This window comes from Natrinema sp. LJW11 (assembly GCF_056135975.1).
In genome coordinates, this window is record NZ_JBWBDM010000004.1 from 258,084 (window position 1) to 284,357 (window position 26,274).

Below are 26,274 nucleotides of genomic sequence, written 5' to 3' on the forward strand. Positions count from 1 at the left end.
AGTCGTCGGTCGTTTCGGCCGTTCCGGAAAGTCGTCTCGACCGCCCCGGAACGCGCAAGTGGGCGTCTTTTAATTTAGGCGTGGTAGCACTCCGCATGAGAGTTACCCGAAAGCTCCGGATCGACCTCGAGCGACGCGAAGTCGCGGTCGGGACCGAGTTCGCCGTCCGCGTCCGCGATAATCGACGACACCCCGTCGAGGGGGCCGTCGTTTCGACCGACACGAAATCGGTGCGAACGGACGGGCGGGGTCTGTGCCGACTGCGGTTCGACTCGCCCGGGTTCTGGAAACTCACCGCGGCGAAATCGCCGAGCGAGCGCGTGGCGTACAGGCCGGCCTCGGCGCTCGTTCGAGTGGTGCCGAACGAGGCCGCACTCCGGCCGTATCGCACCGCGCGCACTCGATAACGGCACCCGTTACCATCACAGCCGGAGAGGGGGCGGTCCCGGTGCGTTCCGTCGCCTCGAGGGCGGCGAGTCCGCGGTCGAATTCGGTCTCAACGACGGCTCCGTGAACGGTTTCCGCTGCAGGCGGATGGTATCAGCTGCCACAGTGTTATCCCGCCAGCGCCCGTATCCGATCCGATGGCAGACTCCAAAGACGGTCGAGACAAGCAGGCCGACGACGCGGAGAAGCGCCAGCGCGAACGGGAACTCGACGAGGCGCTCGAGCGCAGCGACGAGGACGAACCGATCGACGAGGACGCAACTGAGCTGGACGAGGACGAGCTGGACGAGGACGAACTGGACGAGGAAGCGTCGGCCGAGGAGAGCGGCGAGACGGACGAGTAGGGAACCCTACGTGAGGCCCCAGAAGAACGCGATTCCGAAGACGGTCACGACGGAGAGCAGCAACTGCAGCGGTGCGCCGACCCGGACGAAGTCCGTGAATTTGTAGCCGCCCGGCCCGTAGACGAACAGGTTCGTCTGATAGCCGACGGGCGTGAGGAACGCGGTCGAGGCCGCGAACGTCACCGCCAGCACGAACGCGAACGGGTTCGCGCCGATCTGGGTCGCGGTCTCGACGGCCACCGGGAGCATCAACACGACGCTCGCGTTGTTCGAGATGACGCCCGTGATGAGGCCCGTCGCGAGGTAGAACACCCACAACACGCCGATGACCGGGAGGTAGGCACCGGTCGAGGCGACGAGGGACCCCAGGAGATCCGCCCCGCCGGTCTGCTCCAGGGCGATCCCGAGCGGGATGATGCCGGCCAGCAGGAAGATCACATCCCACTCGACGGCGTCGTAGATCTCGGTCGGCTTGAGGACGCCCGTCGCGACCATCGCGACGACCCCCGCGAGCGCGGTCACGAGGATCGGCAGGGAAAAGGCAGCGAGCCCCTCGAACGCGCCGACACCGGTCACACCGGCGAGCGTCGAACCGACCGAGCCCCACGGAACGGCGACGAAGCCGACGACGCCCGCCATGATCGCCGCCGCGTGAGGGATCTTCTCGGTCCGGTAGTCGGGTTCCTCGGGTTCGTGTGCGACGATGAAGTCGTCGTTTTTCGATAGTCGGTCGATGCTGTCCGGAGCCGCCTGAACTAACAGCGTGTCGCCCACGCGGATCCGGCGCTCGTCCATGTCACTGCGGACCGTCTCCCCCCGACTGCGGAAGGCCAACACGGTCGCGTCGTAGCGCTGGCGGAACGTCGAACTCTCGAGCGACTCGCCGACGAGGAACGAGCCCCGGGGGACGACGATCTCGACGAGGGTCCGGTCGGGGACCGCCTCGGGCTCCAAGTCGTCGGCGGTCTCGGGGCTGCCGGCGAGCGTCAGCGTCCCCCGATCGACGAGTTGTTGAACGGTCGGTCGGTCGGCCCGAAGCCGGAGCAGATCGCCCGGCCGGAGCGTCTTCTGGCCGATCGGTTCGATGAACTCCTCGTCGTCGCGGACGACCTGCAGGATGTCGGCGTCGAACTCGACGTGGTCGATGGCGTCGGCGACGGTCGTGCCGATCAGCGGCGAGTCTTCATCGACGACGACTTCGGTCAGATACTCCTCGATGGCATAGTCCTGGACGTAGTCCTCCTCGACGGGGACGCGCTCGGGTAACAGTCGGTGTCCGATGGTCATGAGATAGACGCTGCCGACGAGCAGGACGACGATCCCGAGCTTGGTGAACTCGAACATCGAGAACGGCTGCCCGAGCAGGCGTTCGGAAACGTCGCTCGCGAGGATGTTCGTCGAGGTGCCGATGAGCGTGAGCATCCCGCCGAACATCGATGCGTAGGACAGCGGTATCAGGAGTTTCGAGGGCGACGTCTTTCCCTTGTGAGCGATGTCAGAGATGACGGGAACGAGGATGGCGACGACCGGCGTGTTGTTGATAAAGCCGGAGATCGGGCCGCTGACGCCGATCGTCGCGAGCAGCTGTTTGTCGAGGTCGTCGCCAGCGAAGGCGGACATCTTCCGCCCGAGTATCTGGACGACCCCCGTCTGACTGATCCCCGAACTGAGAATGAGCATCGCCAGCACGGTGATCGTCGCCGAGTTCGAGAAGCCCGACGTCCCCTCTTCCGTCGATATTTCGGTGAAGTTCACGATGCCGTCGACCCCCAGCACCATCAGCAACACCATAATCAGGATGGCGGTCACGTCGACCGGGAGCAGTTCGGTGACGAACAACACGAGCGCGAGACCGATGATCCCGAAGACGACCAGCATCTCGGGCGTCACTGTCAACGAACTCGAGTCCGCAGCCAGCGCTGCAATGCCGGTCTCGAGCGGGAGCAATCCGGACACGGTTGACGGTCCCACTTCTCTGACGCCGGCGCTTGAAGGCCCCGATTCGCTGCGGGTTCGCTCGAGGCCCCACTGACGGCCGATCGACGCGATCGCTCGCTACCGGGATGCGAGCCGCGACCGAAATCGCTCGAGGCCGACGTCGAGCATGTCGGGACTGACGGGCTGGAACTCGTCGGTGTCCGGGAGGTACGGCCTGACCGAATCCCAGCTGTCGCGGGCGTAGCGCTCGTCGAGCAGGACGCGAACGCCGACGTCCTCGGGGCTGCGGATGACGCGCCCGATGGCCTGCCTGGCCTTTCGAACGGCGGGAATCGTCAGCGCGTACGTGAAACCGTCGCCGAACTCGTCGTCGTAGGCCCGGCGGACGGCTTTCGTCCGCGGGCTCGAGGTGTTGACGATCGGAACGCCGCAGACGACCGCCGCGGCGAGGCGGTCGCCGCTGTAGTCGACGCCCTCGGTCAGCGTCCCCCGCAGGCTCGTGACGAGCACCTTCCCGTCGCCCGCGAAGAACTCGTCTTTGAGCGACTGCGTGGTCTCGTCGTCGCTCGCGGCGTCGAGCAGGATCGGCTTTTCGACCCGATCCTCGAGGGTGCCGGCGGCCCACTCGGCCTCGGCGTAACTTGGCATCCCGACGAGGACGTTGCCGGAGAGCTGTGCGACCCTCGCGATCGCCTCGGCGTAGGATCGCCGCGTCGGAGTATCCTCGCTCGGGCTGCCGCGGTTCTCGTAGGTGTATTTCGGTGCGGCGACGGCGAAACTCTCGCGGTTCTCCGCGGGGAAGTGGAGTCCGTACCGCCGCTCGACGACCGGTCGATCTTCCTCGCGTGCGAGGTACTGCAGTCCCGTGACTTCCGTGAAGGCGTCCATCGGCTCGAGGGTCGCACTCATCAAAATTCCGCCGCCGAACGCGGCGAGACGGTCGCCGATGGCGTCGCTGGGGACGCAGTTGTGCAGGGCCAGCCGGGCGTTGTAGGCCCGCCGCCACGACTCTGCGGGCTCGGTGTCGTCCCAGGTCCGCTCGAGTTCGATCTCCCGGAAGTAATCGGTGTGACCCCGTCGATACCACTCGCCGAGGACGCGACCGACCGCGGGTGCGGCGCGGGTTCGGTCCTCGTCCTCGGCCTCGTTGAGGATCCGCGCGACGACCGCACCGACGGACTCGGCGCGGACCCAGTCGGCGTCGCCGTACCCCGACTCGATCGCCCACTCGCTGAGTTCGTCCTCGGCGGGCTCGCCCGGATCGCGGAGGGGAATCTCCTCGTCGGGGAGATCGTTCAGGTCCGACTGCCAGCCCCGGTGGGTCCGGTCGAGGTGGGCCGTGACCCGGCGGTCGAGTTCCTCGCGGAGATCTCGGACGAACTCGAGCGTCCGGTTGAGTTCCTCGTAAGAGACGTCGCTGTCCTCGATTTCCGCGCGAACGAGGTCCGCGTCGGCGGTCTTGGAGCCGCCCTCGGCCTGTCTCCCTTCGCGCTCGAACTTGACCGGCTGGATGACCCGCGAGAGTTCGGTTTCGGCGTCCCGAAGCGTGCTGTCGGCGACGCCCTCGCTGACCAGGTCGCGGACGCGCGGTTCCAGCATGTGGGCCTCGTCGCAGACGACGTACGTCGACTCGTCGAGCAAGGCGCCGGTAAAGGAGCCGACCGTTCGGGGGTCGAAGGCGTGGTAGTAGTTGCCGATCACGACCTCGACTTCGCCGAGGGCGGCCCCCATCACGGAGTGAGGACAGGTGCCGTGTTTCACCGAGCGGGCGACCAGCTCCTCCGGACTGACCATCCCGGCGTCGGTGAAGTCGTACGGAACCGCCTCCGCGGCCGATCCGTTCTCCTCGTCGTCCGGCAGGTCCTCGAGGTACTGCGCGTAGAACGGGCAGTACTCGGTCTCGGCTCCGACGGGCCCGCCGTCGCCGTACTCGGGGAGCGACGGCGGGTACGACGTCGGTTCGCCCGCGGTCTCGAGGAACGTGTTTTTCGACCGGGTCCCGCTGTCGGCGAGCCCGATCTGCTGGCTTCGGGCGCGGGCCGCCAGGTTCCCTGCGGTCGTGTCCCCGCCCTCGCCGGTGAGATCGCGGGTGCGGTCCCGCAGGGTCTCACAGCGGTCGTAGACGTTTCCGTCGTCGAACCCCGCCGCTCTCTCGCGGTTGTACGGACAAACGTCGGCCTTCCCGACCAGCGTGAGCCCGGAAACCGGGTCCCAGTCGGCCGGCAGGTTCTCGTTGATCGTCTCGAGGTCGTCCTCGAACTGCCGCAGTTGCTGTTTGACGCTCGTGAGCACGAGCACGCGTTCGTAGTCGGTGTCCGGGTCGCGGACGAGGTCGATCCCCGCGGTGAGCGCGATCATCGTCTTCCCGGTCCCACAGGCCCCCTCGATGACGGAATAACCGCCGTCGCGCCCGGTCTCGATGGCCGTCTCGATACCGTCGACCTGGGGCTCGTAGGGTTGGGGGTGGCCGAACACCGTCCGCCAGTTCGTCATTCTTGCCGTACTCATCGTCGGTCGTCCATAGCGTTGACGGAGTGGATTGGCCGCGTGATAGTATATGAATGTTCGGTGAGCGGAAGCGAACGGCCGAGCGGAACGTAACGCCTTCCAGTCCCGCCCACCTAGATCGGCCATGAGCGACACCGGCTCCATCGACGTCGACCGCTACCGGGACGAACTCGAGTCGAAACGCGCCGAGAAAGACGAGTTCTTCGCCGACCATCCACAGTCGCCGATTCCGCCGGCGGAACGGGACGAGTTCGACGGACTCGACTACTTCGATCCGGACCCGGCCTACCGCGTGAGCGCCACCGCGACGGTCCACGACGATCCCGAGGTCGTGCTGATGGACACCACCGCGGGCCGCGAGATGCGCTACCACCGAACCGTGACCCTCGAGTTCGAACTCGATCGCGAGGACGAGGACTTAGAAGACGGTGCGTTCGAACTCGCGGCCTACCAACAGGAGAGTCCGAACGAGGAACCGCTGTTCGTGCCGTTCCGGGACAAGACGACCGGCCAGCAGAGCTACGACGGCGGTCGATACATGGAACTCGAACCGGAGCGGGATCTCGCGGACGGCGACGAGATCATCGTGGACTTCAACCTCGCGTACTCGCCGTTTTGCGCCTACAGCGAGACGTTCGACTGCCCGCTCCCGCCCGAGGAAAACTGGCTCGAAGTCGCGATTCCGGCGGGCGAACGGGACGAGTAGATCGCGACGGTCGCGCGTCGTCGCGGTTCACTTCCGATCTCTCGGCTCGGTATCCACGTACAGGGTCGAACCCGGTAGCCCTCGAGTAGTCGCTATAGCGGACAATACCGATCGATGCGACTCTCAACCCCACTACGGGTACGTTTCGACTCGAGCCACCGGACGTATTGGGGGCTGTCGCGGAGGAATGGCCGTCTCGAGTGGAAATTGGGGGGTTCGGCAATTCCCCCCGCGTCAGATAGTTGCGTGCAACTATCCGACGGTCAGGGAGCGACGCCGACGGTCAGCAGCGTCCCGAACTCGCGGTAGCGCTCGACCATGTCCTCGCGCGCGTCCCAGTCCTCGGTCGGAAACTCGCTCTCGTCGGGGATCGTGATCTCGCGGTCGGGAATCGTGTCCTGTTCGGCCACGTACAGCCCCGCATCGCGAAACGCCTCGCGGTACTGCTCGCGATCCCAGCGCGTCATCTCGATCGTGATGAACTCCTGCCACTCGTGGGAGTGGACGTTCTCCTCGTAGTAGTTGACCGCACAGTAGACGGTGCCGCCGGGTCGGAGGACGCGCGCGATTTCCTCGAGGGTGTGATGCGGGTCCGTCGCGTAGTAGAACGCCTCCATACTCCAGACGCGGTCGATCGAGTCGTCGGCGAAGGGGAGCGCGTCGAAGTCACCCACGACGTAGCCGACGTCCTCGTCGTCCGTATAGCCGGTCGCGTTGCGGACCATCTCCGGCGCGCCGTCGAGACCGTACACCCGACCGGCGTCTTTGGTGTCTCGGAGCGCTCGGCCGGCGTACCCGCTTCCGCAGCCGAGATCGAGGATCGTATCGCCGGATTCGACGGGCATCCGGGCGAGGGCGTGCTTCGCGGTGTGCCAGTGGCGGTCCTCCATCCCTCTGTCTCGGCCGGTCCTTGCCCACTCGTCGAACTCCTCGCGGACGCTCATATGCGGCCGATGGGAGGCGCACGAATAAACTCGTTCGCATGGCCATCGGTCGTTCGTCTGGCCACCGGGGATCTCCGATTGTGGTTCTCACTGCGATAACTCGTTTCGTAGCGCTCGTTTCGCAGTGACTTCCGGCCGTTTCGCAGTGGCTCCCGACGACCCCGTCATCGTTCTCACCGGTACGGGAATCACCGACAGACTTTTTTAGGTAGACCTAAACTATAGGGTCGAAGGGTCGTCAGCGACCGAAATCCGTGGGCATCCGGATTTCGAGTCGGACGCTCGGTGAGTCGCTCTGTCCCACCCTCGCCAGTTTGCGAGACCCTTCCGCCGTTTTCGGACGTGTCTCTGCCGTGGAAGATACATCCGCAATCTTAAGGGAGTGCCGAAAGTTGTTCACGTCAATATGGATTATGCGCTCGAAATAGACGGGACACCGGAAACGATCCCGGGCGGGACCGGGGTACTCCTCTTGCATCCGAGTACCGGCGAAACGGACCGCATCGATACCGACTTCCTCAAGACCGACACCGACAACTTCCTCGTCGTCTCCACGCGAACCACCGCCCGCGAGGTCAGGCAGAAACTCGAGTACTACGACGTCGACGAGGAATGCGCCGAGATCCTCGACACGCTGAGCATCGAACGCGGCTACTCCCGGCGGTCCTCCGATACAGTCCACTACGTCGCCGCCCCCGACGACGTCGACGGAATCGTCGAGCACATCGACGGCTTCCTCGGCGACCACGACGGCAAACTCCGCATCAGTTTCGACTCCGTCACCGAACTCGCCTACTACGCCGGCGACGACCGGGCTCTCGAGGCGGTCGAGCGGATCCTCGAACTGCTCGCGGAGCACGACGCGGTCGGCCTCTTCCACCTCTCGGAAGACCCCCACGACGACGCGCTCGTCGAGCAGTTCCGCGGGCTGTTCGACGGCATCATCGATCTCGACGAGGACGGCAGCGTCGACGCCGAGTTCTGAGTGGCGACCGGCGACGCGCGCCTCCGTTTTTGCCGGATCCTTCCGTTCCCGATTCCCTGCGTTGGTTTTCGTTCACCGACGCCGCTTCAGGAGACCCTCCGCTCGAAACGACGGGCGTGGGCTTTCGCCTCGCACAACTGTACGCGATCAGTCCTCGAGCGAGTCGAACGTCTTCTCGGCCCACTGGATCGCGTACGCCGGCCCGTGATCCAGATAGGCGTCGGTGTCGAGCGCGGCGAAGGGAGCCGGCAGTTCGATCGCGTGCTTGATCGCCGCACACGCGAGTTCGGTCGCGTCCGCGAAGTCGGTCTCACCGCGGGCGACTGCTCGCGGTAGCCCCGAAACGCGGTCCTCGAGTCTCGTTCCCGCGTCCTGCCAGGCGTCGGCGAGTTCGGGATGCTCGTCGTGCCAGTCCGCGAAGACCTCGCGGGTCTGCAGCCCGACCCAGCCGTCGTACAGCGCCGCGGCGACCTGATAGGTGCCGTTCGGATCCAGCGCCACGGCCGCATCGAGGTCGCGATACGACTCCTCGAAGAACCCGATGAAGTGCTCGGGGACGCCGAGGTCGAGCTGGACGAGCGCCTCGGCGATCAGAAAGTCGACGAAGGAGGTCGGCGAGCCCTCGACCCGCGGTTTGACGATGACGATCGGCGGCTCGGTCTGACGAGTCGGAACGACGCTACCGTCGCCCGGCATCCCGATGGTGAGATCGGAACTCACGTAGCGGGCGAGGAGGGTCGGCGCGTCGTCGGGGAGCCAGTCGGCCGGATAGCTCGCTGGCTCGAGGGCATCGACGAGCAGCCCGAGATCCTCGGCGAGCGCCGGCGGTAGCGTCTCGAAATCACGCTCGCAGTCGAGAATTCGTCCGTCCGGTGTGCGCGTTTCGCGAACCGACTCGAGTCGATCCGGGAGCTCACGAGCCTCGAACATCAGGCGAGTGCGGTTTGGAACACGAGCAGGATCGACAGCAGTGCCGATACGGCGACCGTCGTGAGAACGACCTTGGTTGCGGTGCTCATACTCGAGGCGTCGGTTCCGGATCGCTTAAATCCATCTGTCTCGGCTCGCTATTCCTCGCTTCGAACGCTCTCTTTACCGCCCGTCGCTTCGAACGCGCAATTTGCTCGGGGGAGTTCAGAGAGCAATTACCGCCGTGCCGACACCCCTAGCTTCCCGCGGATCGGTTCTCGTCGAGTCGACAGTTCGACGGTAACGGCTACTGAATCGAGTGGTGGCTGGAGAATTACCTATCAGACTGTAAGTCGTCGTATTGCTCGAGACCAACATTTCGAATGGAGACAGATTTGTCGATAGGGTATGTGTTACTGGCGAATATAATGATTCTGCAGTAGAAACGACCCGGTGTCATTTCGAGGAGGCGGTGTCGTTCTGAGGGGGAGTTCGTCGCCGGACGCATCGTTTTCGACTACATCGATCAGCTATGCTGGCGTTCGATTCCATCAATCGTCGCTGTCGTCGCCCTCGCGCCACGAATCGGGGACGTCGATGACGTACCGGCCGTCCTCCTGCAGAGAGATGATGTACTCGTCGCGATTGTAGAGTTCCATCAGGTTGAGTTCGTACTGGCCCGGACGGACGATCTTGATGCTCTCGAACTGTTCGTTGAGTTCTTCCCGGAGGTCTTCGATCGACGGGCGATCCCCGCTGGGTTCGCTGACGACGCGGCCGTGTTCGGGCGGGGCGTCGTCGGGTCCGTTCGTCGAGGAGTCAACTGTGCCGCCACCACCAGCGTCGCGCTCGGTCCCGACCGGATCAAATCCGTCGGAATGAGCGGGAAGATCGTCCGGACGAACGACTTCACTGCGGGCGTCGGCCTGCGCCGTGTTTTCGTCGTCGTCGATCGTCGTGGTCGGACCGTCGGGCGTCGTAGCTGGGCCGTCGGGCGTCGTAGCCGGACCGGCGGATCGATGGGTTGAACGCTCGGCATCGACGGACTCCTCGTCCGGCGGCTCGCTCGAGTCGCCGGGTCGGTCCTCGGGTCGCCGCGCCGTCTCCGGCCAGTCGGCGAACTCACCCTCCGCCGAGGCGTCCGGTTCGGTGGTGTCGGCTCGCCCGCTCGAGGGCCAGGGGTTGTCCGACTTCGAGGACGTATCCGAATCACCGGGTGGAGATTCCGATGGAGTAGCACGTGGGGACTCCGACGGGGTGTCAGGTGGGGACTCCGATGGAGTGTCGGATGAAGATCGGACGCCCGGACCGGCGTCCGCTCCCGGCGACGACTCCGCGGAGTCCGACGCGTCCGAGGAGCGACCGGGCATCCAATCGCGAACCGTCTCCGCGGCGCGCGTGGTGACGCTGTCGGATTCGGTGGACGAGTCCGTCGCACCGGGACCGTCGGCCGAATCGGCGACACCGGCGGATTCGACACCGGTGACGGACTCGGCCGATCCAGCGGTGGCGTCCCCGTCGAACGATTCAGCTGCGGCCGCGGTAGTCGGTGCGAACTGAAACTTGTTCCCACCGCAATCGGGACAGCCCGACAGCATCTCCTTGGAGCCGTCATCGAACGTCCGGCCGCAGTTCGTACACTGGTGTGGCATTAGTTACGGGACACGAGCGCGCTGATGAGCGTTTCGTCCTTGTGGAGCGTCTCGATCTGGTTCGCCGGTCCGATCACCGTCAACTTCGCCTCCGTCTCGTCGTTCCCCATGATCCGGCCGAGTAACGACGAGTCGCGGGTCTCGGACTTCGGATAGGTCTCGATCTCGATCCCGTTGAACTCGTCGGGGCTGATCTCGGCCATCGTCACCTCGATGAGTCGGCTCTCCTCGTCGGGCGTCAGCCCCTCCTCGAGGATGACGATGTTGCCGTCGTGGACGCCGTCCAAGATCATTCTGATCTTCTCCATCGTCGCCATGCCGTCCATCCGTTCGCCGCTGATCAGGTCGATCTGTACGCCGTCGGCCGGCTCCGAATCGTCTGCGTTGGTTGCTTTCGGCATCGATATCACCCGAAGTACTCCGCGATCTTCCCGTACACTTCGTCCATGTTCTCCCCTTCCTTCGCGGAGAGGGGGACGGTCGTGTGTTGCGGAAAGGCGTCCTCGATCCGCTTGACGCTCGATTCCTCGAGGTCGGTTTTGTTCGCGAAGATGAGTACCGGGAGATCACGGGATTCGACGATACCGATCAACATCGTATTGACCTGCGTGATCGGATCCTCAGCACTATCCAGGACGTAGATAACGCCGTCGACGTCCTCACGAAGCCAGTGCATCGCCTCGGCGACGCCCTCGGTCGCTTCGCGGGAGCGACGAATGGCGTCGTCTTCGTTCATCTCGTCGGTGAACTCCTCGTAATCGACCTTCGTCGTCACGCCGGGCGTGTCGACGATATCGATGGTTACCGTCTTCCCGTCTCGTTCGATTTCGACGTTTTCCTTCCGACGTGCACGACGCGTCTCGTGAGGGACGTGACTCTCCGTACCGACTGCGTCACCGGTCCAGTCACGCGCGATACGGTTTGCGAGCGTCGTTTTGCCGGCGTTGGGCGGACCGTAGATACCGATTCGTTTGGGCTCCTGTTCCGAAAACAGGCGGTCCGCAGCCCGAGAGATACTATCTTTGAGTTCTGTGAATAGTCCCATCTGTGGGGGCCTCCAGCACCGCGGGGTGCATCTGCGCGTACTACTGAGCGAACTCACTTAAGCCTACGTCAGACGTGTTGACAATTCGCTCGAGCGGAGTGTCGGAATTCGATATGAACCAAACACTCGACTTGGGACTCGAGCGGGAGTGGGGTTGAATTACCCGAGTTGTCGACGGGACGACGCGATTAGTTCGAGCCGATAGGAACAGTGATACGAAATCTCAGATCCCGGTTCGAGATGGCGAATCTCACTGACGGATATATTGTGGGGAGATAACGTACCATAATCCCCAACTCGACACCCCCACCCCTTCGTTTCGAGTGGAGACGACCGAGGGCACGGCTCGATGATCGACGGAGATACCGGTCATTCAACCCCCTCTTTCGACTCGAGACGGATCGTTGAGGGCAGAAACGGTCGAATCGGCGGATCGAGAGCGGTCTAGTAACGAATACTGGAGTCTAGTAGTTCGTACAGCTGTAGGAAATGATTCTAGTTGAGTCTAGCAATAAAAACAAACAGCCTAGTAATATTGTTTCGTCTGCTAGTTCTACGGATACCTTTTCTTTCCCACCCACATAAAGATTCGCTTGGATACAGCTCCGTCTCACCCCACCCCTCCTTCTCGCCGTTCCACCCGAAACGAAGGGGTGGGGGGGTCAGTCGGGTTGCTGTGTTATGTGGTATCGATCAGAACACAATGGCAGACATCTGCCAATATGCACAAAAACTTCAGAGGGATATCACTTACAGTCCCACTCTCCATCCCACCCTCTCCCGACACGTTACTCTCCGTTCTCACTCGGACAGCTCGAGGAGGATCGATCGAACCCCCTCTTTTCGAGTAGACGATCACCACAATCACTCGATTAGACGGATCCCCCTCCTCTGAACTCCCTTTGGTCCTCCTCCGAAACGGCCGACAAACGCACACGCAAACGAAAATCTAAACAAATTAGATACGAACAAGATAGAATCGTGATTCACACTCTCGACGATCTATTCTCCCGAGCCGACTGCTGGCCCCACGATGCCGATCCGTCGGATCTCTCCGGACGATTTACCAGTCGATCGTCCGCGACCGCCATCGATCTCCCGGCACGGGGCGAGGGGAAAGGAAGAATTTATTAGCGTGGTTTTCCTCTGTTTCGTTTGCATCAACTGGACCCGAACCGCGAAACTGAAACAGTGAATCCTCCCACGGAGGCCATAACACGATGATATTCCTGCTTCCCGGTTCGACACTCCACACGAAATAAGGGGGTTTGTATACGACGGATGTCAGACGACAACTCAGAGATCGACGGGTCAGACGAGGTCGAGATCGACGGAACGAGCGGTTTCTCGACGAACCTCGAGAAGGCGGACCTCGACGAGGAGGAGTCGAGCCAGGGGTTGTTCGACGATCTTCTCAGCGGCGAACCCATCTTCGAGAACAAGGAAGTCCTGCGCCCGTCCTATACCCCACACGAACTGCCCCACCGGAGCGACCAGATCAACAAGATGGCGACGATCCTCGTCGCCGCACTCAGGGGCGAAACGCCGTCGAACATCCTCATCTACGGGAAGACCGGGACCGGCAAAACCGCCAGCGCGAAATTCGTCAGCAAGGAACTCGAGAGCACGTCGCAGAAGTACAGCGTCCCGTGTGACGTCGAGTACATCAACTGCGAGGTCACCGATACGCAGTATCGCGTGCTCGCACAACTCGCGAACAAGTTCATCGAAAAGAACGAAGAACGGATCGACGAGCGCGTCGCGGAGCTCGAATCGCTGCTCGAGACCCTCGACGAGTACGACGCCGATCTGAAGGCCCGCGAACGCGAGGCGGCCGCGTCGGCCGACGCGGCCGAGTCGACCGATCTATCAGACGATCAGACGGCGTCCGATCCGTTCGATTTCGTCTCGGACGATCCGTCGGAATCGATTTCTGCCGATTCAACTGGAGACGAGAAGACCCCCGAGTCGGGCGATTCTCCACCCGAAAGGAAGGGGTCTTCGAATCTCGCGGATCGCTCGAATCCCACTGACGGCACCGATCGAACGGACGGCAATGACACCGATCGAACAGACGGCAACGACCGGAGAGCCGGCGACGGTACCGGCCAGGGAGCCGTCGACGGCACCGCCGGCGCGTCGGCCGGCGATTCGTCGACGCACCCGTCGGCCCATCCCCTCGAGTCGACGTCGTTCGAGGACCGCGAGGCCATCGAAGCCGAAATCGACGAACTCGAGGCGGACAAGGAGTCCTTCGAGGAGGTTCCGATGACCGGCTGGCCGACCGACCGGGTCTACAGCGTTTTCTTCGACGCGGTCGACTATGACGAGCGGGTCGTCGTCATCATGCTCGACGAGATCGACAAGCTCGTCGAGAAGAGCGGCGACGACACGCTCTACAACCTCTCGCGGATGAACTCCGAACTCGAGAACTCGCGGGTGTCGATCATCGGTATTTCGAACGACCTGAAGTTCACCGACTTCCTCGATCCGCGGGTCAAATCCTCGCTGGGCGAGGAGGAGATCGTCTTCCCGCCGTACGACGCGAATCAGCTGCGAGACATTCTGGAACACCGTTCCGACGTCGCGTTCCAGGGAGGCGCGCTTTCCGACGACGTGATCCCGCTGTGTGCGGCCTTCGCCGCGCAGGAACACGGCGACGCGCGCCGCGCGCTCGACTTGCTTCGAACGGCGGGCGAACTGGCCGAGCGATCGCAGGCCGAGACGATCGTGGAGGATCACGTCCGGCAGGCCCAGGACAAGATCGAACTCGATCGCGTCGTCGAGGTCGTCCGCACGCTCCCCACGCAGAGCAAGCTCGTGCTCTTCTCGATCATCCTGCTCGAGAAAAACGGCGTCCACAGCATCAACACGGGCGAGGTGTTCAACATCTACAAGCGCCTCTGCGAGGAGATCGACGCGGACGTCCTGACCCAGCGTCGGGTGACGGACCTCATCAGCGAACTCGACATGCTCGGCATCGTCAACGCCGTCGTCGTCTCGAAAGGTCGGTACGGTCGGACGAAGGAGATCAGTCTCTCCGTTCCACTCGAAGAGACGGAGGCCGTGTTGCTTTCCGACTCCCGACTGAGCGATATCGACGACATTCAGCCGTTCGTTCAGGCCCGATTCGAGAACTGAGGGAACGAGTGGACGGCTCCGTTCGACGCTGTGGTTCTCCCACCAATAGTGGAAGCGATACCGGCGGACGCCGAGTCGATCACGGGCGACGCCGTCTGTTTTCAGTGGTGACTGATCGTCGACTCGTAGCATCGATTCGTTCTCGAGCGGGTACTCCAGCCATCGGGCACCGTTTCCGCGTCTCGGCCGGCACGCTCCGCTCGCGATAGCGGCGATGGGTCGACAGTGCTCCGCCCCTTCGTTTCGACTCGAGAGATCGTTAGAAGCTCGATGGAGGGAATTCGAGAAAGAGCACTCGCGTTCGAGCAAGACCGCTCGAAACGGCTCGCGGTCCGTGCTCAGGACCGATAGCGGCCCGCGGCCAGTGCGATGCCAACACCGGCGACGCCGGCACCGGTGACGCCGGCGAGGTCACTTCCTGCTCCGAAGCCGGCTGCGTCGGGGCTGCCGGACGATGTCGCCGGTGACGGCTGTCCGTGGAGCGCCGGGCTCGAGGGCGACGCGGGAACGACCATGCCCCCGAGGAGGTTGTCGAAGGTGAGTCGAACCCATCCGAGCCACGGGATCCGGTACTGCGCCTTGCCGGTGATCCACTCGGGTTTGACGATACCGGAATTCGCACCGCCGCCTATCTGGTCGTAGCCGTCGTTGTGATCGCCCTTCGTGACGAAGCCGGCGTACGGCGCGGGACAGTTGGGGACTTCCTCGCAGGTCGCGTCGCCGACGATCTCCTCGCTGGCTTTCGGTTCGACCCAGTGTTCGCCTTTGTCGACCCAGAAGTGGGCCCGATGTATCACCGGCGTCTCGGCCTGGCTGCCGTCGGGCCGAAAGACGATGACGTCTCCGGGGTTTCCGAATTTGTCGTAGCCGGTTTCCTGGGCGCTCCGGCGGGTAACGACGCCGGTTCCCTCGACGGCAGCGTCGCCGCTGAATCGACCTTCCTCGACGACGAAGATGAGGTCTCCTTTGTGCATGTTGGGCTCCATGCTGCCGCTCTCGACGGCGACGAGCGGCGGCCAGATACCGCTGACACCGAACAGGAGGAGGGCGACGACGCCGACGATGGCGACGCTGCTCAGGACGTCCCGCGCGATCACGACGTTCTCGTCGTTCGTTTTGAGGAACCAGCGGACGTAGCCGTCGTCCTCGATGGTGACGGCGTCGGAATCGGCAGCGGGCTGTGACGGTTCCCGTGATGACGTCTGGGAACTGTCGGCGCTCGAGGCTGACCGGTCACGGTCGTCGTCGCCGGAATCGCCAGGTGGCTTCCCGGAGCTAGGGCCGCTCATCGTCACCCGTTTCACCGGGCCCGGAAATTAACTTTCTGTTCGCGTTACTCATCGACTGCCATCGACGTCGCCTCGTCGATTCGGTGACCATCACCTCGCTTCGTCGACCCCAGATCGAGCCGACGGTTCCATCCGAGCTACGGATCGCGCTCTCCGGCGATCGCCCCATACCAGACGAGTGCGAGCGCGGCTCCAACGCCGGCGACGATCATCGGACCGCTGCCGACGATCGAACGCATCGAATCGATTGCCAGTCGAATCTGGCCGACCCACGGAACCCGGACCATCGCTTTGCCGGTGACCCACTCGGCGCTGACGACGGTCGTCTCCGCACCCGATCGCGGCAACTGGTCGTAGGCCGCGTTGGCGTCGCCTTTCGTGACGAACCCGTCGTGAGGGGCCGGACACGACGCGATATCGTTGCAGGTCGCGCCGTTCAGAAACGCGGGATCGGCTTTCGTCTCGACCCATCGTTCGCCTCGTTCGACCCGAAACTGGGCGCGATGGATCGTCGGCGTCTGCGTCGAATCGCCGTTCGGCACGAAGACGATGACATCGCCCGGTCTCCCGAGGCGTTCGTATCCCGCCTCTCGAGCGCTTTGAGCGGTGACGATTCCCGTTCCCGCGACGGCACGTTCGCCGGCGAACCGTCCTTCGTCTGCGACGATGACGAGGTCCCCTCGTTCGAGGGCGGGTTCCATACTGCCGCTCTCGACGGCGACCATCGGCGGCCAGGCACCGGTACTTCCGAACAGGAGAACGCCGACGACCCCGATGATCGCGACGATCGTCGCGACGTCCCGAACCGCGGTGCCCGTTCGATCGTCGGTCTCGAGGAGCCAGCGGACGAGCCCGTCGTCTTCGATCGTCACCGCGTCGTCGCGCTTCGCTCGAGATCGCGCCCCTTCCGTCCGCTCTCCGGTATCGGGTTCGGACGGCGGACCCGTCCGTGGTCCCGAAGACGGATCGCGACGGCTGGGCCGACCGCGGTTTCGGTCGTCGGCGTCGGGGCCGTCCATTGACGACCGGTTTCTCCGACCCCGGTATCAACTTTCCGGCAAGCTTCGGACCGTTTTCACGTGCAGACGGCGGGAGCTGCCGATTCCGCCAAACGGCTGGACCGGCCGGAGTCCGTGAACTGACGGAGCGGGAGCGGAACCGAAATCGCCCCCTTTCCGCATCACACAGATCGAAAACCGACGCGGGGAATCGGGGATCCGCTATCCTTTTGCCGTCCCTCGCGAATGCGGGGTATGTGCCATTCGAGGCCGCCGCCCGACTCGTTAGCGAACTCACGAGCCGCGGCTACAACGCCGAACGCGAGGCGGTGACGCGGCTCGCGGCGGCCGAGGATCCGAACGCCGCACTCGAGCGCGTCCTCGAGGACGTCCCGGACGATGCGCTCGTCGTTAGGGCCGATCACGTGGAGTCGGTTCTCTCGCGGACCGACGCCACCGGTTCGCCTCGAACCAACGGTTCCGACACTGACGATTCTATCGAATCGAGTACCACGAGCGTCGATAGCGAAACCGCGGGGAGCGATCCCACTCGAACCGATGCGTCGTCCGCTGATTCGACCCCCTCCGTTTCAACTGGAACCGACCCCGTCACGGGAGGTGATTCGCCCCACCGATCTCCAGTTGAAACGGAGGGGTCTTCTTTAGCGAACCGTGCCGCCGACCCCGCGATCCGTTCGCTCGAGATCACCGGGGACATGACGGGGCAGAGCACGGGGACCGGCGAGTACAGCGATTTCGTCTCCGTCTTCCGGGACCGACTCGAGCGGCTCGGATCGAAGTTACGGGGTCGAGTAAACCACCGTCCGGCGACGGCCATTCAGGGAATGCCGGGCGGGAGCGACGCCGCGATGGTCGGCCTGGTCAACGACATCCGATCGACCGCCAGCGGCCACTGGCTGATCGAACTCGAGGACGCGACCGGGACCTTCCCCTGGCTGGTGATGAAGGATCGCGAGTACGTCGATCTCGTCGACGAACTGCTCTGCGACGAGGTGTTGGCGATGGAGGGGACGCTGGCGGACGATTCGGGGATCGCGTTCGTCGATTCGATGTACTTCCCGGACGTGCCCCGCACGTACGAGCCCTCGACCGCGGATCGCCACGTCCAGGCGGCGCTCATCAGCGACGTCCACGTCGGCAGTCAGGAGTTCATGGCCGACGCCTGGAACGCCTTCGCCGACTGGCTCCACACCGAGGAGGCCCAGCACGTTGAGTACATGCTGCTCGCAGGCGACATGGTCGAGGGCGTCGGCGTCTACCCGGATCAGGACGAGGAACTCGACATCGTCGACATCTACGAGCAGTACGAGGCGTTCAGCGAGCACCTCAAGAAGGTGCCGGGCGACATCGAGATCGTCATGATTCCCGGCAACCACGACGCGGTTCGGCTCGCGGAGCCCCAGCCCGGGTTCGACGAGGAGCTCCGGGAGATCATGTCCGCCCACGACCCGCAGATCGTGAGCAACCCGTCGACGGTAACTCTCGAGGGGGTGTCCGTGCTCATGTACCACGGCGTCTCGTTGGACGAGGTGATCGCGGAGCTGCCCGAGGAAAAGGCCAGCTACGACGACCCGCACAAGGCGATGTACCACCTCCTCAAGAAGCGCCACGTCGCCCCGCAGTTCGGCGGTCACACGCGACTCGCGCCCGAGGAGAAGGACTACCTCATCATGGAGGAGGTCCCCGACATCTTCCACACCGGCCACGTCCACAAACTCGGCTTCGGCAAGTACCACAACGTGCTCGCGATCAACTCCGGCTGCTGGCAGGCCCAGACCGACTTCCAGAAGAGCGTCAACATCGACCCCGACGCCGGCTTCGCGCCGATCGTCGATCTGGACACGCTCGACGTGACGGTTCAGAAATTCAGTTGACCCAGCGTTGTAGACCCGCTCGTCTCCAATTTCGGGGTTCTGGCCGCGCTCAACCTGACTCTCGGGACTGTGACCGTCTCCGTCTCGAGCAGTGACTCGAGTTCGGACGTGCAGTACATGTTCTCCGGGCGGATTCTTCGCTTCTCTCTCGAATCACCTGCTCGAGAAGTCGTGTGAATGGAACGGTGTGTTCTAGAGGGAGTAGTTGAAAAAGAAGTGTCCTGCTATCGTGGCTACAGGGAATCGCCACGCCCTCCCCAGCCGATTCGTTCGGTCGCTGCGCTCCCTCGCTCATCCACTGGAAGACGCTTCGCGCCTTCCAAGCCTTCGTTCGCAAGACTCACGAAGACCTCGCGCAGTATCGTCGGCCCCCTCGCTAGCACTCGGTCGGTCTGCTCACGGGTCGAAGACCCGTTCGCATGGTTCGCGGGACCTCTGGTCCCGCGCTATTCGCTTTCGAGGCGCTCCCGTCGTCTTCGCGCGGCGTTGCCGCGCGAATGGTCTGCGAGACCTCCGGTCTCGCACTAGTGGCGCCTCGCTAACAGCGCGCGCCACCGCACATCGGTTGCTCAGACTGAGCGATACATAGGTCCCCTGTACAGCACGAGTGACTTGGCACAAGCAAGCGGTATCAGCACCGAACTGAGGCTGCCAGTCAGGACTCGAGGCGCGGGACACGGTGCAGTTCGTTCGCCGTCGGTCAGGGCTCGAGACGGAAGCGAACCGTCGAGGCCCCGTCGAAGTGGGGGCCCTGGCCGCGCCGCTCGAAGCCGAGCGCTTCGGCCGCGGCCTCGATGGGGGTCGCATCCCGCGGGGCGAGCACTTCGACGGCCATCGACTCGCGCTCGGCGAAGCGAACCGGCTCGGCGAGCAACCGCTCGCAGGCCTCGCTCGTGCCGTCGAGTTGCGTGACGTGAACGGTGTCTTCGCGCGCATCGAAGCTAATGAAGCCGAGCAGATCCTCCGGGTCGGAGCCGTCGTACTGCGAGCTCGAGACGTCGGCGTTCGGATCGTGACTCCCGTCCTCGGCGACGCGCACCGTGCGGTCGTGGACGAGATTTCGCATCACGTCCGTAGGGGAGTCCGCGATCGACGCGAGCGCGTCCGCGTCCGCCTCGAGTGCGTCCCGTACGTTCATCGACGTGTGGTAATGTGGCGCACAACAATAAATCCCGGTCGCGACCGCCTCGCGTGACTGGTTCGACGGCTGTCAATTTTCGCGCGTACGGGAGTCGAATCAGCTCCCGCTCGGGGACCGGTAAAAATGCGATCGATGGGACACAGTTATCTGCCCGCTCTGGTAACGGATCGAGTATGAGTCACAGTATCGCAAAGCGGTCCGCCTCCGAGGTGGCAGTATGCGCGTCGTAGCGAAGTTCGGCGGAACGAGTCTCGGCAGCGGCGACCGGATCAACCGCGCCGCGGACTCGATCGCCGCGGCCGTCGAGGACGGCCACGAGATCGCCGTCGTCGCCAGCGCGATGGGGTCGACCACCGACGAACTGCTCGACGAGATCACGTTCGACACCGACGAAGCCGACCGCGCCCAGATCGTCAGCATGGGCGAGCGGACGTCGGTTCGGATGCTCAAGGCCGCACTATCGGCTCGAGGGATCGACTCGGTCTTCCTCGAGCCCGGAAGCGACGAGTGGCCCGTCATCACCGACGAGTACGGCGAGGTCAACGTCGAGGAGACCCAGCGGCGCGGCCAGGCGCTCGCGTCGCAGCTCGACGACACGGTACCGGTCCTCACCGGCTTCCTCGCGGAGGGGCCGGACGGCTCGATTACGACGCTCGGTCGCGGCGGGAGCGACACCTCGGCGGTCATGCTGGGCAAGTATATGGACGCGGACGAAGTCGTCATCGTCACGGACGTCGAGGGCGTCATGACCGGCGACCCACACGTCGTCGAAGGGGCTCGCAACGTCGGCGAGATCTCCGTCGACGAACTCCGGAACCTCTCGTTTCGCGGGGCCGAGGTCGTCGCTCCCTCCGCGCTGTCGTACAAGGACGGGACTCTCGACGTGCGCGTCGTCCATTACCAACACGGCGACCTCCTCTCTGGCGGGACGAGTATCGAAGGCGAGTTCAGGAGCCTGGTCGACCTGCGCGAGCGACCGCTGGCCTGCCTGACCGTCGCCGGCCGGGCGATCCGCAACCAGCCCGGCGTCTTCCATCAGCTCTCGGCCGCCTTAGACGAGAGCGACGTCAACATCGACGCCGTCGCGAGCGGGATGGACACGATCACCTTCTACATCGACGAGGAGGAGGCCGAACGCGCCGAGAACATCCTCCATCGGGAGGTCATCGCCAGCGACGAACTCTCGAGCGTCACCGTCGACTCGCCGGTCGCCGTCGTTCGAGTGACCGGCGGCGAACTCCCGAATCAGCCGGGAATTATCAGCGAGATCGTCAACCCGCTCGCCGAGGCCCGGATCCACCTCAACGACATCATCACCAGCGCGACCAGCGTCGCCCTCTTCGTCGACTGGGAGGACCGCGAGGAAACCCTCGAGTTGACCCAGGACCTGTTCTAATTCGCTCGAGCCGTCCTCGAGTGCCGTAATTCGATGTTTCCTCCGACATCGCCGCCGGGGAGCGCGACCGGTAGCCGACGATGATGATCACACGTTCGATAGTATACGTCCGGTAATACATCGGTAACGCCACCGTAACGAAGGGGGTGAGTGGTGGAGTCGGATCCATGAGTACCGATTCGACGGCGAGGGAGGTCTTCGAAGAGATCGAGTCCGACCCCGACGCGATCCTCGAGGCACACGACGCGGAGACGATCGACGCGCTGATCGAGAGTGGCGGGAAGCACGAGACGGAGCCCGACGACGTCGTCGATACGACGGCGACCGAACTGTTCGCGGACCTCGAGGACGTCGAAACGGCTGATTCGAAGGCCCGAGATACCGACCCCGGCGAGACGGACCGAACCGACGATGACGACGGCGCGTCCGCGACGGGAGCGGACCCCGAGTTCGAATTCATCGGCGACTCGGACGTGATCGTGCGGGACGACGGCGCCGTGATCGACGCGACGGCGGCCGAACTCGGCGCGGTCACCGAAACCGATCCGACCTCGGCCCGAGCGACCGGCTCCGACGAGGGTGTCGAAACGACCGCGTCCACGAACGCCGGTTCGGCCGATACCGCGGTCGCCTCGTCGGGCACGCTCACCGTCCGCGGCGCTGGGACCGACGACCTGGAACTCGTCGGCCCCGATCCGACCCCGACGCGGCTCACCGACGACGCTTTCGACAGCGCCGGGATCGACGATCAGTAGATCTTCTCTGGAGCGAGTCGGCCGGCCGTCCCGTCGTCGTCACTTTCGTCCACGAGGGTTCCGCCGGTTCCGTCCATCGATGCGCCGATTCGTCCGGGAGGGACCGACTCGAGCCGTCGACGATCACACTACTTCAACTAGAGTGAACACGCGCGGCGGTGTCGAACGAGTATGGTCGCCTACAAGTCGAAAGTAGTCCAGCGGATCCGCCTTCCATCGAGAGAACAGCGGGAACAAGCGCTCGAGGACGCCGGGTACAACGCGTTCAATCTCTCCGCCGACGACGTCTTCGTCGATCTCCTGACCGACAGCGGGACGGGCGCGATGAGCGACGACCAGTGGGCCGCGCTCTTCCGGGGCGACGAAGCGTACGCCGGGTCGGCGAGCTTCGATCGCCTCGAGTCCGCGGTCGCGGACGTGATGGGTTTCGACCGCGTGGTGCCGACTCACCAGGGTCGCGGTGCGGAAAACGTCCTCTACGGCACCCTACTCTCCGAGGGCGACGTCGCGCTCAACAACACCCACTTCGACACGACGCGAGCGCACGTCTCGAATCAGGGTGCCGATCCGATCGACTGTCCCGTGTCGGGCGCACACGATCCGGCGGCGACCGAGCCGTTCAAGGGAAACTTCTCGCTCGAGGAGGCGCGAGCGGTCGTCGACGAGGTCGGTCCGGAGCGCGTCCCGCTGGTGATCCTGACGATCACGAACAACTCGACGGCGGGCCAGCCGGTCAGCGTCGCGAACACCCGTCGCGTTCGGGCGTTCGCCGACGAGATCGACGCGACGTTCGTGATCGACGCCTGCCGGTTCGCGGAGAACGCCTACTTCGTGACCCGGCGCGAGGACGAGTTCGCCGACGCGACGGTGGCCGAGGCGGCTCGCGAGCAACTCGGATACGCCGACGCGCTCGTCATGAGCGGGAAGAAAGACGGGCTGGTGAACGTCGGTGGCTTCGTCGCGACCGACGACGAGGCCCTCTTCGAGCGGTGCAAACAGCGCGCGATCCTCTACGAAGGATTCCCGACGTACGGCGGGATGGCCGGGCGGGACGTCGCCGCGATGGCCGTCGGCCTGCGCGAGGCCGTCGAGGAGTCGTACGTCGAAGACCGGGTCGAACAGGTCCGCGAACTCGGCGCGATGCTCGAAGCGGTCGGGCTTCCGGTGTACACCCCGACCAGCGGGCACGCGGTCTACATCGACGCGGGAGCGACGTTTCCGGAAATCCCGGCCGACGAGTTTCCGGGGCAAGCGCTGGTCTGTGAACTGTATCGAGAGGGCGGGGTTCGCGGGGTCGAACTGGGGAGCTTCGCGTTTCCCGAGACCGACCGGCCGGAACTGGTTCGGCTCGCGGTCCCGCGCCGGACCTATCACCGGGAGCACTTCGATCACGTCGTCGAGACGGCCGCAGCCGTCCTCGAGAAGCGCGACGAGGTCTCCGGACTCGAGATCGTTTCCAATCCCGCCGTCCCGGAGCTCCGTCACTTTTCGGCGTCGCTCGCGCCGCTCTCCGCCGAGCCCGCGACTGTGACTGACACGAATACTAACTGACCGTGAGAGGAGGATCCTCGGATCGGGCCGCTACAGACTCGAGAAGACGCCGCGAGCGCGGTCGCGTAGCGTCGGTTCCGGTTCGGGCTCCGATCGACCGCCGAGTTGCCGTTTCGCGAGTGATCGGAGGGCCCTCGAGGCGGATTCCGAGGTCATCGCGTCGACCGCCCAGTCCGGGACCTGGGACTCGAGTTCCCGTCGTTTCTGCGCTTTCATCCGGCTGAACCGGTGCAGGACGAACCCGACGCCGAGAAACAGGCCGGCGTCGAGTAGCTCGCGCCGGAACCGCTCTCGATCCTTCCGGACCGCGAGCGCTTTGACCAGCGAGAGCGCACCGATCGCCAGATAGACCTTCGAACTCTTCGACGGATCGCCGCTGAGCATCCGTTGGAGCGCCATGCGGAGGTGGCTACCACGTTCTCTCGGATAAAACTCCGCCGGCAGGCGACGGGTCGCGGCGAGAATCGGGACCGGACGGCCTGGCGCGGACCGCGGTCAGACGCTGTCGGTCGCGATCACGACGCCGGAGTAACGCTGCTCGTCGATCGGCTCGATCGAAAACCCGAGGCGATCGTAGAAGGGCCGGACGCCGTCGTCGAATCTGGCCGTTAGTCGGCCTTCACGTTCGAGGCCCCTCTCGATCAGCGCTCGCCCGATACCCTGGCCCCGATGGCGACGCCGAACACCGATCGCGCCGACGTGTGCCCCGGACTCGGCGTCGAGGGGTTCGAGAACGGCCGTGCCGAGGATTCGCTCGCTCGCGTCCGGGCCGTCCGCGGGAGCGGCCCCGTCGTCACCGGCGCTCGCCGCGCGACCCCGTCGATCACCCGCGACGAGGACGTCACTGGCGTCGATTCGGCTTTCGACGTCGCCCGGCTCGAGTAACGCTGCGTCGAGGATGCGCCGGACCTCGAGGGCGTCGTCGGGAGTGGCCGTGCGGACGAACATCCGTCATGAGGGTCGATCGGCGGGGGCTAACAACGCGTCGGTTTCGGGCCGATCGAATACCGTCCCGTCTCGCGGAACGGGTTCGACCCTTTCGGAGCCGGTTCTCAGTGGCTGCCGCCTTTGATGAGCCGCAACACCGTCACGCGATCGCTCTCGACCGGCTGGTCCTCGGGGACCGGCCGCCCGTCGACGAGGACGCTCACTTCGTGGGGGCTGAGTTCGACCTCGCGGAGCAGGTCCGCGTACGTCGGCGTCGCATCGGTCGGCCCGCCGTCGTCGACGCCCCCCGACGCGTCGGCGGTCACCGCCTCGAGCTCGAGTTCGTAGGTGTCCTCGCCCTTGACGTCGACGGTGACGTGCATACGGCGCGTTGTGGAGCGATGGTCTTGAGCGCGTCGCTCCGCGCGCTCGCAGGTTCCGCATCGTCACACGACTACTGTCGGTCAGTTTCGGCGCACCCGCTGGACGATTCGCGGCCGCGCCGGCAGCTCGGTACGACAGACTGTATCAGTCCGTCGTCGGTTCGTCCGCACCCGAGCCGACCCGCCGTTCTCGCTCTCGAGCGTGCCGTCGATTGCTGAACAGCGCCCGAGCGATCGCACCCAGTCCGAGCAGGAGGACGATCAGATTGATCGCCTCGCCGACGACGGGGACGGGCAGCCGAGAGAGGAGGGCACCGGCGAGCAGGCCGACGACGAGCGCGAGCCAGCGGTTGCCGAGACCGACCAGCGAGAGGAGCCACGCGGCAACGGCGAAGCGGCCGTAGATGACGCCGATCCAGAGCAGCAGAGCGAACGCGAAGCCGCCGACTATCGACAGCGGGATGCCGACGACGGTGATCGCGAGCGCGATCAGGAGGATCGGGATCCCCACGAGCACACCGAGCCCGACCAGTCCGGAGCGGAGGGGACCCGTCGCGACGCGGTCGGCGACGGCGTCGGAGAACCGCGGGAACAGCGCGAGCAGTATGGCGCCGAGTAGCAGATTCACCGCGAACGCGTAGGCGGTGAACAGCCACGACGCGAACGGCTGAATCGTCGGCGCGACGTCGACCCCGAGCGAGGAGTCCTCCCGGATCTCGCCCGCGACGGCATCGGTGTTCCCCTCGAGGTCGCCGTCGTAGCGCAGATCGCCCGCGATCGAGGCGCTCTCGCCCAGCCGAATCGTCTCGGCTCCGATTTCGGCGTCGCTCTCGAGCGTACCGTCGACCGTCGCGCTTCCGACCCCGGCCGTCACGGTGCCGCCGACGGTCCCGCTCTCGGTGACCGTGAAACTCCCCGCGCCGACCTCCACGTCGCCGTCGACGGTCCCGGCGATGGTGACGCTCCCGCCGGCGGCCTCGAGGTCGCCGTCGACCTGGCCCGTCTCCTCGATTCGAACGTCGCCCCCGACGGCGCTGACGTCGCCGGTGACGGTGCCACGAACGATGACGCTTCCGCCGAACGCCTCGAGGCTGTCGACCGTTTCGCCTTCCTCGACGACGACGCTTCCGCCGGTTCGGGCGTCGGATTGGGCGGCGGCCGTCGCCGGGACGATACCGATGACCACGACCGCGACCAGTAGCGCGACGACGAGCCGCGATCGGTTGTTCTCCCCGTTCATGGATCGCTCTCCGATAAGCAGAGAGAAAAACATGTTACTCAAATATCAACATGTGTGGCGGTTCTGGCGGCCGCTCGAGA

General features: G+C 64.6%; 24 protein-coding genes. 9 read left to right on the forward strand and 15 right to left on the reverse strand.

Going from position 1 to position 26,274, the window contains the following annotated elements:
* Positions 1 to 95 precede the first annotated feature (95 nt).
* Positions 96 to 407, forward strand: a complete 312-nt coding sequence (locus AC0QDI_RS13100) for a carboxypeptidase regulatory-like domain-containing protein (protein WP_474668807.1) — start codon at positions 96 to 98, stop codon at positions 405 to 407.
* A 177-nt stretch (positions 408 to 584) separates the two neighbouring features.
* Positions 585 to 791 carry a hypothetical protein gene (locus AC0QDI_RS13105; protein WP_474668809.1) on the forward strand — a complete coding sequence of 69 codons (207 nt, stop codon included), beginning with the start codon at positions 585 to 587 and terminating at the stop codon, positions 789 to 791.
* A 6-nt stretch (positions 792 to 797) separates the two neighbouring features.
* Here AC0QDI_RS13105 and AC0QDI_RS13110 read toward each other — a convergent pair whose 3' ends face one another.
* A complete protein-coding gene (locus AC0QDI_RS13110; RefSeq protein ID WP_474669239.1) occupies positions 798 to 2,669 on the reverse strand; it encodes an SLC13 family permease in 1,872 nt (623 codons plus the stop codon).
* 177 nt (positions 2,670 to 2,846) lie between these two features.
* Positions 2,847 to 5,222: an ATP-dependent DNA helicase gene (locus tag AC0QDI_RS13115; protein WP_474669240.1), complete on the reverse strand. Its 2,376-nt coding sequence runs from the start codon at positions 5,220 to 5,222 to the stop codon at positions 2,847 to 2,849.
* A gap of 139 nt (positions 5,223 to 5,361) precedes the next feature.
* On the opposite strand from AC0QDI_RS13115, the gene AC0QDI_RS13120 reads away from it, so the two are divergent.
* Positions 5,362 to 5,943 (forward strand): DUF1684 domain-containing protein, encoded by a 582-nt coding sequence (locus tag AC0QDI_RS13120; RefSeq protein WP_474668811.1) that lies wholly within the window; start codon positions 5,362 to 5,364, stop codon positions 5,941 to 5,943.
* 263 nt (positions 5,944 to 6,206) lie between these two features.
* On the opposite strand, the gene AC0QDI_RS13125 is transcribed toward AC0QDI_RS13120, so the two are convergent.
* The gene (locus AC0QDI_RS13125; protein WP_474668813.1) at positions 6,207 to 6,887 is read right to left on the reverse strand and encodes a class I SAM-dependent methyltransferase; all 681 of its coding nucleotides are present in this window, start codon (positions 6,885 to 6,887) and stop codon (positions 6,207 to 6,209) included.
* A gap of 406 nt (positions 6,888 to 7,293) precedes the next feature.
* Between AC0QDI_RS13125 and AC0QDI_RS13130 the strand changes: the two genes are divergently transcribed.
* The gene (locus tag AC0QDI_RS13130; RefSeq protein WP_474668815.1) at positions 7,294 to 7,872 is read left to right on the forward strand and encodes a DUF7090 family protein; all 579 of its coding nucleotides are present in this window, start codon (positions 7,294 to 7,296) and stop codon (positions 7,870 to 7,872) included.
* A 147-nt stretch (positions 7,873 to 8,019) separates the two neighbouring features.
* Here the strand turns inward: AC0QDI_RS13130 and AC0QDI_RS13135 are convergent, their stop codons facing one another.
* The 5 genes from AC0QDI_RS13135 to AC0QDI_RS13155 form a co-directional block, all read right to left on the reverse strand.
* Positions 8,020 to 8,802 (reverse strand): DUF7089 family protein, encoded by a 783-nt coding sequence (locus AC0QDI_RS13135; protein ID WP_474668817.1) that lies wholly within the window; start codon positions 8,800 to 8,802, stop codon positions 8,020 to 8,022.
* A complete protein-coding gene (locus AC0QDI_RS13140; protein WP_425498462.1) occupies positions 8,802 to 8,891 on the reverse strand; it encodes a hypothetical protein in 90 nt (29 codons plus the stop codon). Before AC0QDI_RS13140 ends, AC0QDI_RS13135 begins: the two co-directional genes overlap by 1 nt.
* Before the next feature lie 441 nt (positions 8,892 to 9,332).
* Positions 9,333 to 10,433, reverse strand: coding sequence for an OapC/ArvC family zinc-ribbon domain-containing protein (locus AC0QDI_RS13145; RefSeq protein WP_474668819.1), 1,101 nt, complete (start codon positions 10,431 to 10,433; stop codon positions 9,333 to 9,335).
* Positions 10,433 to 10,834 (reverse strand): DUF2073 domain-containing protein, encoded by a 402-nt coding sequence (locus AC0QDI_RS13150; RefSeq protein WP_474668821.1) that lies wholly within the window; start codon positions 10,832 to 10,834, stop codon positions 10,433 to 10,435. Before AC0QDI_RS13150 ends, AC0QDI_RS13145 begins: the two co-directional genes overlap by 1 nt.
* A 5-nt stretch (positions 10,835 to 10,839) precedes the next feature.
* Positions 10,840 to 11,478, reverse strand: a complete 639-nt coding sequence (locus AC0QDI_RS13155; protein ID WP_098725035.1) for an Era-like GTP-binding protein — start codon at positions 11,476 to 11,478, stop codon at positions 10,840 to 10,842.
* A gap of 1,281 nt (positions 11,479 to 12,759) precedes the next feature.
* Between AC0QDI_RS13155 and AC0QDI_RS13160 the strand changes: the two genes are divergently transcribed.
* A complete protein-coding gene (locus AC0QDI_RS13160; protein WP_474668823.1) occupies positions 12,760 to 14,619 on the forward strand; it encodes a Cdc6/Cdc18 family protein in 1,860 nt (619 codons plus the stop codon).
* A gap of 338 nt (positions 14,620 to 14,957) precedes the next feature.
* Here the strand turns inward: AC0QDI_RS13160 and AC0QDI_RS13165 are convergent, their stop codons facing one another.
* Positions 14,958 to 15,908 (reverse strand): S24/S26 family peptidase, encoded by a 951-nt coding sequence (locus AC0QDI_RS13165; RefSeq protein WP_474668825.1) that lies wholly within the window; start codon positions 15,906 to 15,908, stop codon positions 14,958 to 14,960.
* 137 nt (positions 15,909 to 16,045) lie between these two features.
* A complete protein-coding gene (locus tag AC0QDI_RS13170; RefSeq protein ID WP_474668827.1) occupies positions 16,046 to 16,927 on the reverse strand; it encodes a S24/S26 family peptidase in 882 nt (293 codons plus the stop codon).
* 236 nt (positions 16,928 to 17,163) lie between these two features.
* Between AC0QDI_RS13170 and AC0QDI_RS13175 the strand changes: the two genes are divergently transcribed.
* Positions 17,164 to 18,801 carry a DNA-directed DNA polymerase II small subunit gene (locus tag AC0QDI_RS13175; protein WP_474668829.1) on the forward strand — a complete coding sequence of 546 codons (1,638 nt, stop codon included), beginning with the start codon at positions 17,164 to 17,166 and terminating at the stop codon, positions 18,799 to 18,801.
* Positions 18,802 to 19,501: 700 nt separating this feature from the next.
* Here the strand turns inward: AC0QDI_RS13175 and AC0QDI_RS13180 are convergent.
* Positions 19,502 to 19,939, reverse strand: coding sequence for a hypothetical protein (locus AC0QDI_RS13180; protein WP_474668831.1), 438 nt, complete (start codon positions 19,937 to 19,939; stop codon positions 19,502 to 19,504).
* A 220-nt stretch (positions 19,940 to 20,159) separates the two neighbouring features.
* Between AC0QDI_RS13180 and AC0QDI_RS13185 the strand changes: the two genes are divergently transcribed.
* The 3 genes from AC0QDI_RS13185 to AC0QDI_RS13195 all read left to right on the forward strand — a co-directional run bounded on the left by AC0QDI_RS13185 (position 20,160) and on the right by AC0QDI_RS13195 (position 23,644).
* A complete protein-coding gene (locus AC0QDI_RS13185) occupies positions 20,160 to 21,338 on the forward strand; it encodes an aspartate kinase (protein WP_474668833.1) in 1,179 nt (392 codons plus the stop codon).
* 167 nt (positions 21,339 to 21,505) lie between these two features.
* The gene (locus AC0QDI_RS13190; protein WP_474668835.1) at positions 21,506 to 22,093 is read left to right on the forward strand and encodes a hypothetical protein; all 588 of its coding nucleotides are present in this window, start codon (positions 21,506 to 21,508) and stop codon (positions 22,091 to 22,093) included.
* A 171-nt stretch (positions 22,094 to 22,264) separates the two neighbouring features.
* A complete protein-coding gene (locus tag AC0QDI_RS13195) occupies positions 22,265 to 23,644 on the forward strand; it encodes a tryptophanase (RefSeq protein ID WP_474668837.1) in 1,380 nt (459 codons plus the stop codon).
* Positions 23,645 to 23,674: 30 nt separating this feature from the next.
* On the opposite strand, the gene AC0QDI_RS13200 is transcribed toward AC0QDI_RS13195, so the two are convergent.
* The 4 genes from AC0QDI_RS13200 to AC0QDI_RS13215 form a co-directional block, all read right to left on the reverse strand.
* Positions 23,675 to 24,043: a hypothetical protein gene (locus tag AC0QDI_RS13200; RefSeq protein ID WP_474668839.1), complete on the reverse strand. Its 369-nt coding sequence runs from the start codon at positions 24,041 to 24,043 to the stop codon at positions 23,675 to 23,677.
* 96 nt (positions 24,044 to 24,139) lie between these two features.
* Positions 24,140 to 24,592, reverse strand: coding sequence for a GNAT family N-acetyltransferase (locus AC0QDI_RS13205; RefSeq protein WP_474668841.1), 453 nt, complete (start codon positions 24,590 to 24,592; stop codon positions 24,140 to 24,142).
* A 104-nt stretch (positions 24,593 to 24,696) separates the two neighbouring features.
* Positions 24,697 to 24,954, reverse strand: coding sequence for a ubiquitin-like small modifier protein SAMP2 (gene samp2 / locus AC0QDI_RS13210; protein WP_474668843.1), 258 nt, complete (start codon positions 24,952 to 24,954; stop codon positions 24,697 to 24,699).
* A gap of 145 nt (positions 24,955 to 25,099) precedes the next feature.
* A complete protein-coding gene (locus AC0QDI_RS13215; RefSeq protein WP_474668845.1) occupies positions 25,100 to 26,194 on the reverse strand; it encodes a bactofilin family protein in 1,095 nt (364 codons plus the stop codon).
* Positions 26,195 to 26,274 lie beyond the last annotated feature (80 nt).

Excerpts from the sequence above, each read along its gene's own strand:
- AC0QDI_RS13165 (WP_474668825.1), bottom strand. The coding sequence starts at position 15,908 with ATGAGCGGCCCTAGCTCCGGGAAGCCACCTGGCGATTCCGGCGACGAC.
- AC0QDI_RS13130 (WP_474668815.1), top strand. The coding sequence starts at position 7,294 with ATGGATTATGCGCTCGAAATAGACGGGACACCGGAAACGATCCCGGGC.
- AC0QDI_RS13170 (WP_474668827.1), bottom strand. The coding sequence starts at position 16,927 with ATGGACGGCCCCGACGCCGACGACCGAAACCGCGGTCGGCCCAGCCGT.
- AC0QDI_RS13110 (WP_474669239.1), bottom strand. The coding sequence starts at position 2,669 with ATGCTGGTCGTCTTCGGGATCATCGGTCTCGCGCTCGTGTTGTTCGTC.
- AC0QDI_RS13180 (WP_474668831.1), bottom strand. The coding sequence starts at position 19,939 with ATGAACGTACGGGACGCACTCGAGGCGGACGCGGACGCGCTCGCGTCG.
- AC0QDI_RS13190 (WP_474668835.1), top strand. The coding sequence starts at position 21,506 with ATGAGTACCGATTCGACGGCGAGGGAGGTCTTCGAAGAGATCGAGTCC.
- AC0QDI_RS13115 (WP_474669240.1), bottom strand. The coding sequence starts at position 5,222 with ATGACGAACTGGCGGACGGTGTTCGGCCACCCCCAACCCTACGAGCCC.
- AC0QDI_RS13135 (WP_474668817.1), bottom strand. The coding sequence starts at position 8,802 with ATGTTCGAGGCTCGTGAGCTCCCGGATCGACTCGAGTCGGTTCGCGAA.
- AC0QDI_RS13215 (WP_474668845.1), bottom strand. The coding sequence starts at position 26,194 with ATGAACGGGGAGAACAACCGATCGCGGCTCGTCGTCGCGCTACTGGTC.
- AC0QDI_RS13105 (WP_474668809.1), top strand. The coding sequence starts at position 585 with ATGGCAGACTCCAAAGACGGTCGAGACAAGCAGGCCGACGACGCGGAG.
- AC0QDI_RS13145 (WP_474668819.1), bottom strand. The coding sequence starts at position 10,433 with ATGCCACACCAGTGTACGAACTGCGGCCGGACGTTCGATGACGGCTCC.
- AC0QDI_RS13155 (WP_098725035.1), bottom strand. The coding sequence starts at position 11,478 with ATGGGACTATTCACAGAACTCAAAGATAGTATCTCTCGGGCTGCGGAC.
- AC0QDI_RS13100 (WP_474668807.1), top strand. The coding sequence starts at position 96 with ATGAGAGTTACCCGAAAGCTCCGGATCGACCTCGAGCGACGCGAAGTC.
- AC0QDI_RS13205 (WP_474668841.1), bottom strand. The coding sequence starts at position 24,592 with ATGTTCGTCCGCACGGCCACTCCCGACGACGCCCTCGAGGTCCGGCGC.
- samp2 (WP_474668843.1), bottom strand. The coding sequence starts at position 24,954 with ATGCACGTCACCGTCGACGTCAAGGGCGAGGACACCTACGAACTCGAG.
- AC0QDI_RS13150 (WP_474668821.1), bottom strand. The coding sequence starts at position 10,834 with ATGCCGAAAGCAACCAACGCAGACGATTCGGAGCCGGCCGACGGCGTA.
- AC0QDI_RS13160 (WP_474668823.1), top strand. The coding sequence starts at position 12,760 with ATGTCAGACGACAACTCAGAGATCGACGGGTCAGACGAGGTCGAGATC.
- AC0QDI_RS13140 (WP_425498462.1), bottom strand. The coding sequence starts at position 8,891 with ATGAGCACCGCAACCAAGGTCGTTCTCACGACGGTCGCCGTATCGGCA.
- AC0QDI_RS13200 (WP_474668839.1), bottom strand. The coding sequence starts at position 24,043 with ATGGCGCTCCAACGGATGCTCAGCGGCGATCCGTCGAAGAGTTCGAAG.
- AC0QDI_RS13195 (WP_474668837.1), top strand. The coding sequence starts at position 22,265 with ATGGTCGCCTACAAGTCGAAAGTAGTCCAGCGGATCCGCCTTCCATCG.
- AC0QDI_RS13185 (WP_474668833.1), top strand. The coding sequence starts at position 20,160 with ATGCGCGTCGTAGCGAAGTTCGGCGGAACGAGTCTCGGCAGCGGCGAC.
- AC0QDI_RS13120 (WP_474668811.1), top strand. The coding sequence starts at position 5,362 with ATGAGCGACACCGGCTCCATCGACGTCGACCGCTACCGGGACGAACTC.
- AC0QDI_RS13125 (WP_474668813.1), bottom strand. The coding sequence starts at position 6,887 with ATGAGCGTCCGCGAGGAGTTCGACGAGTGGGCAAGGACCGGCCGAGAC.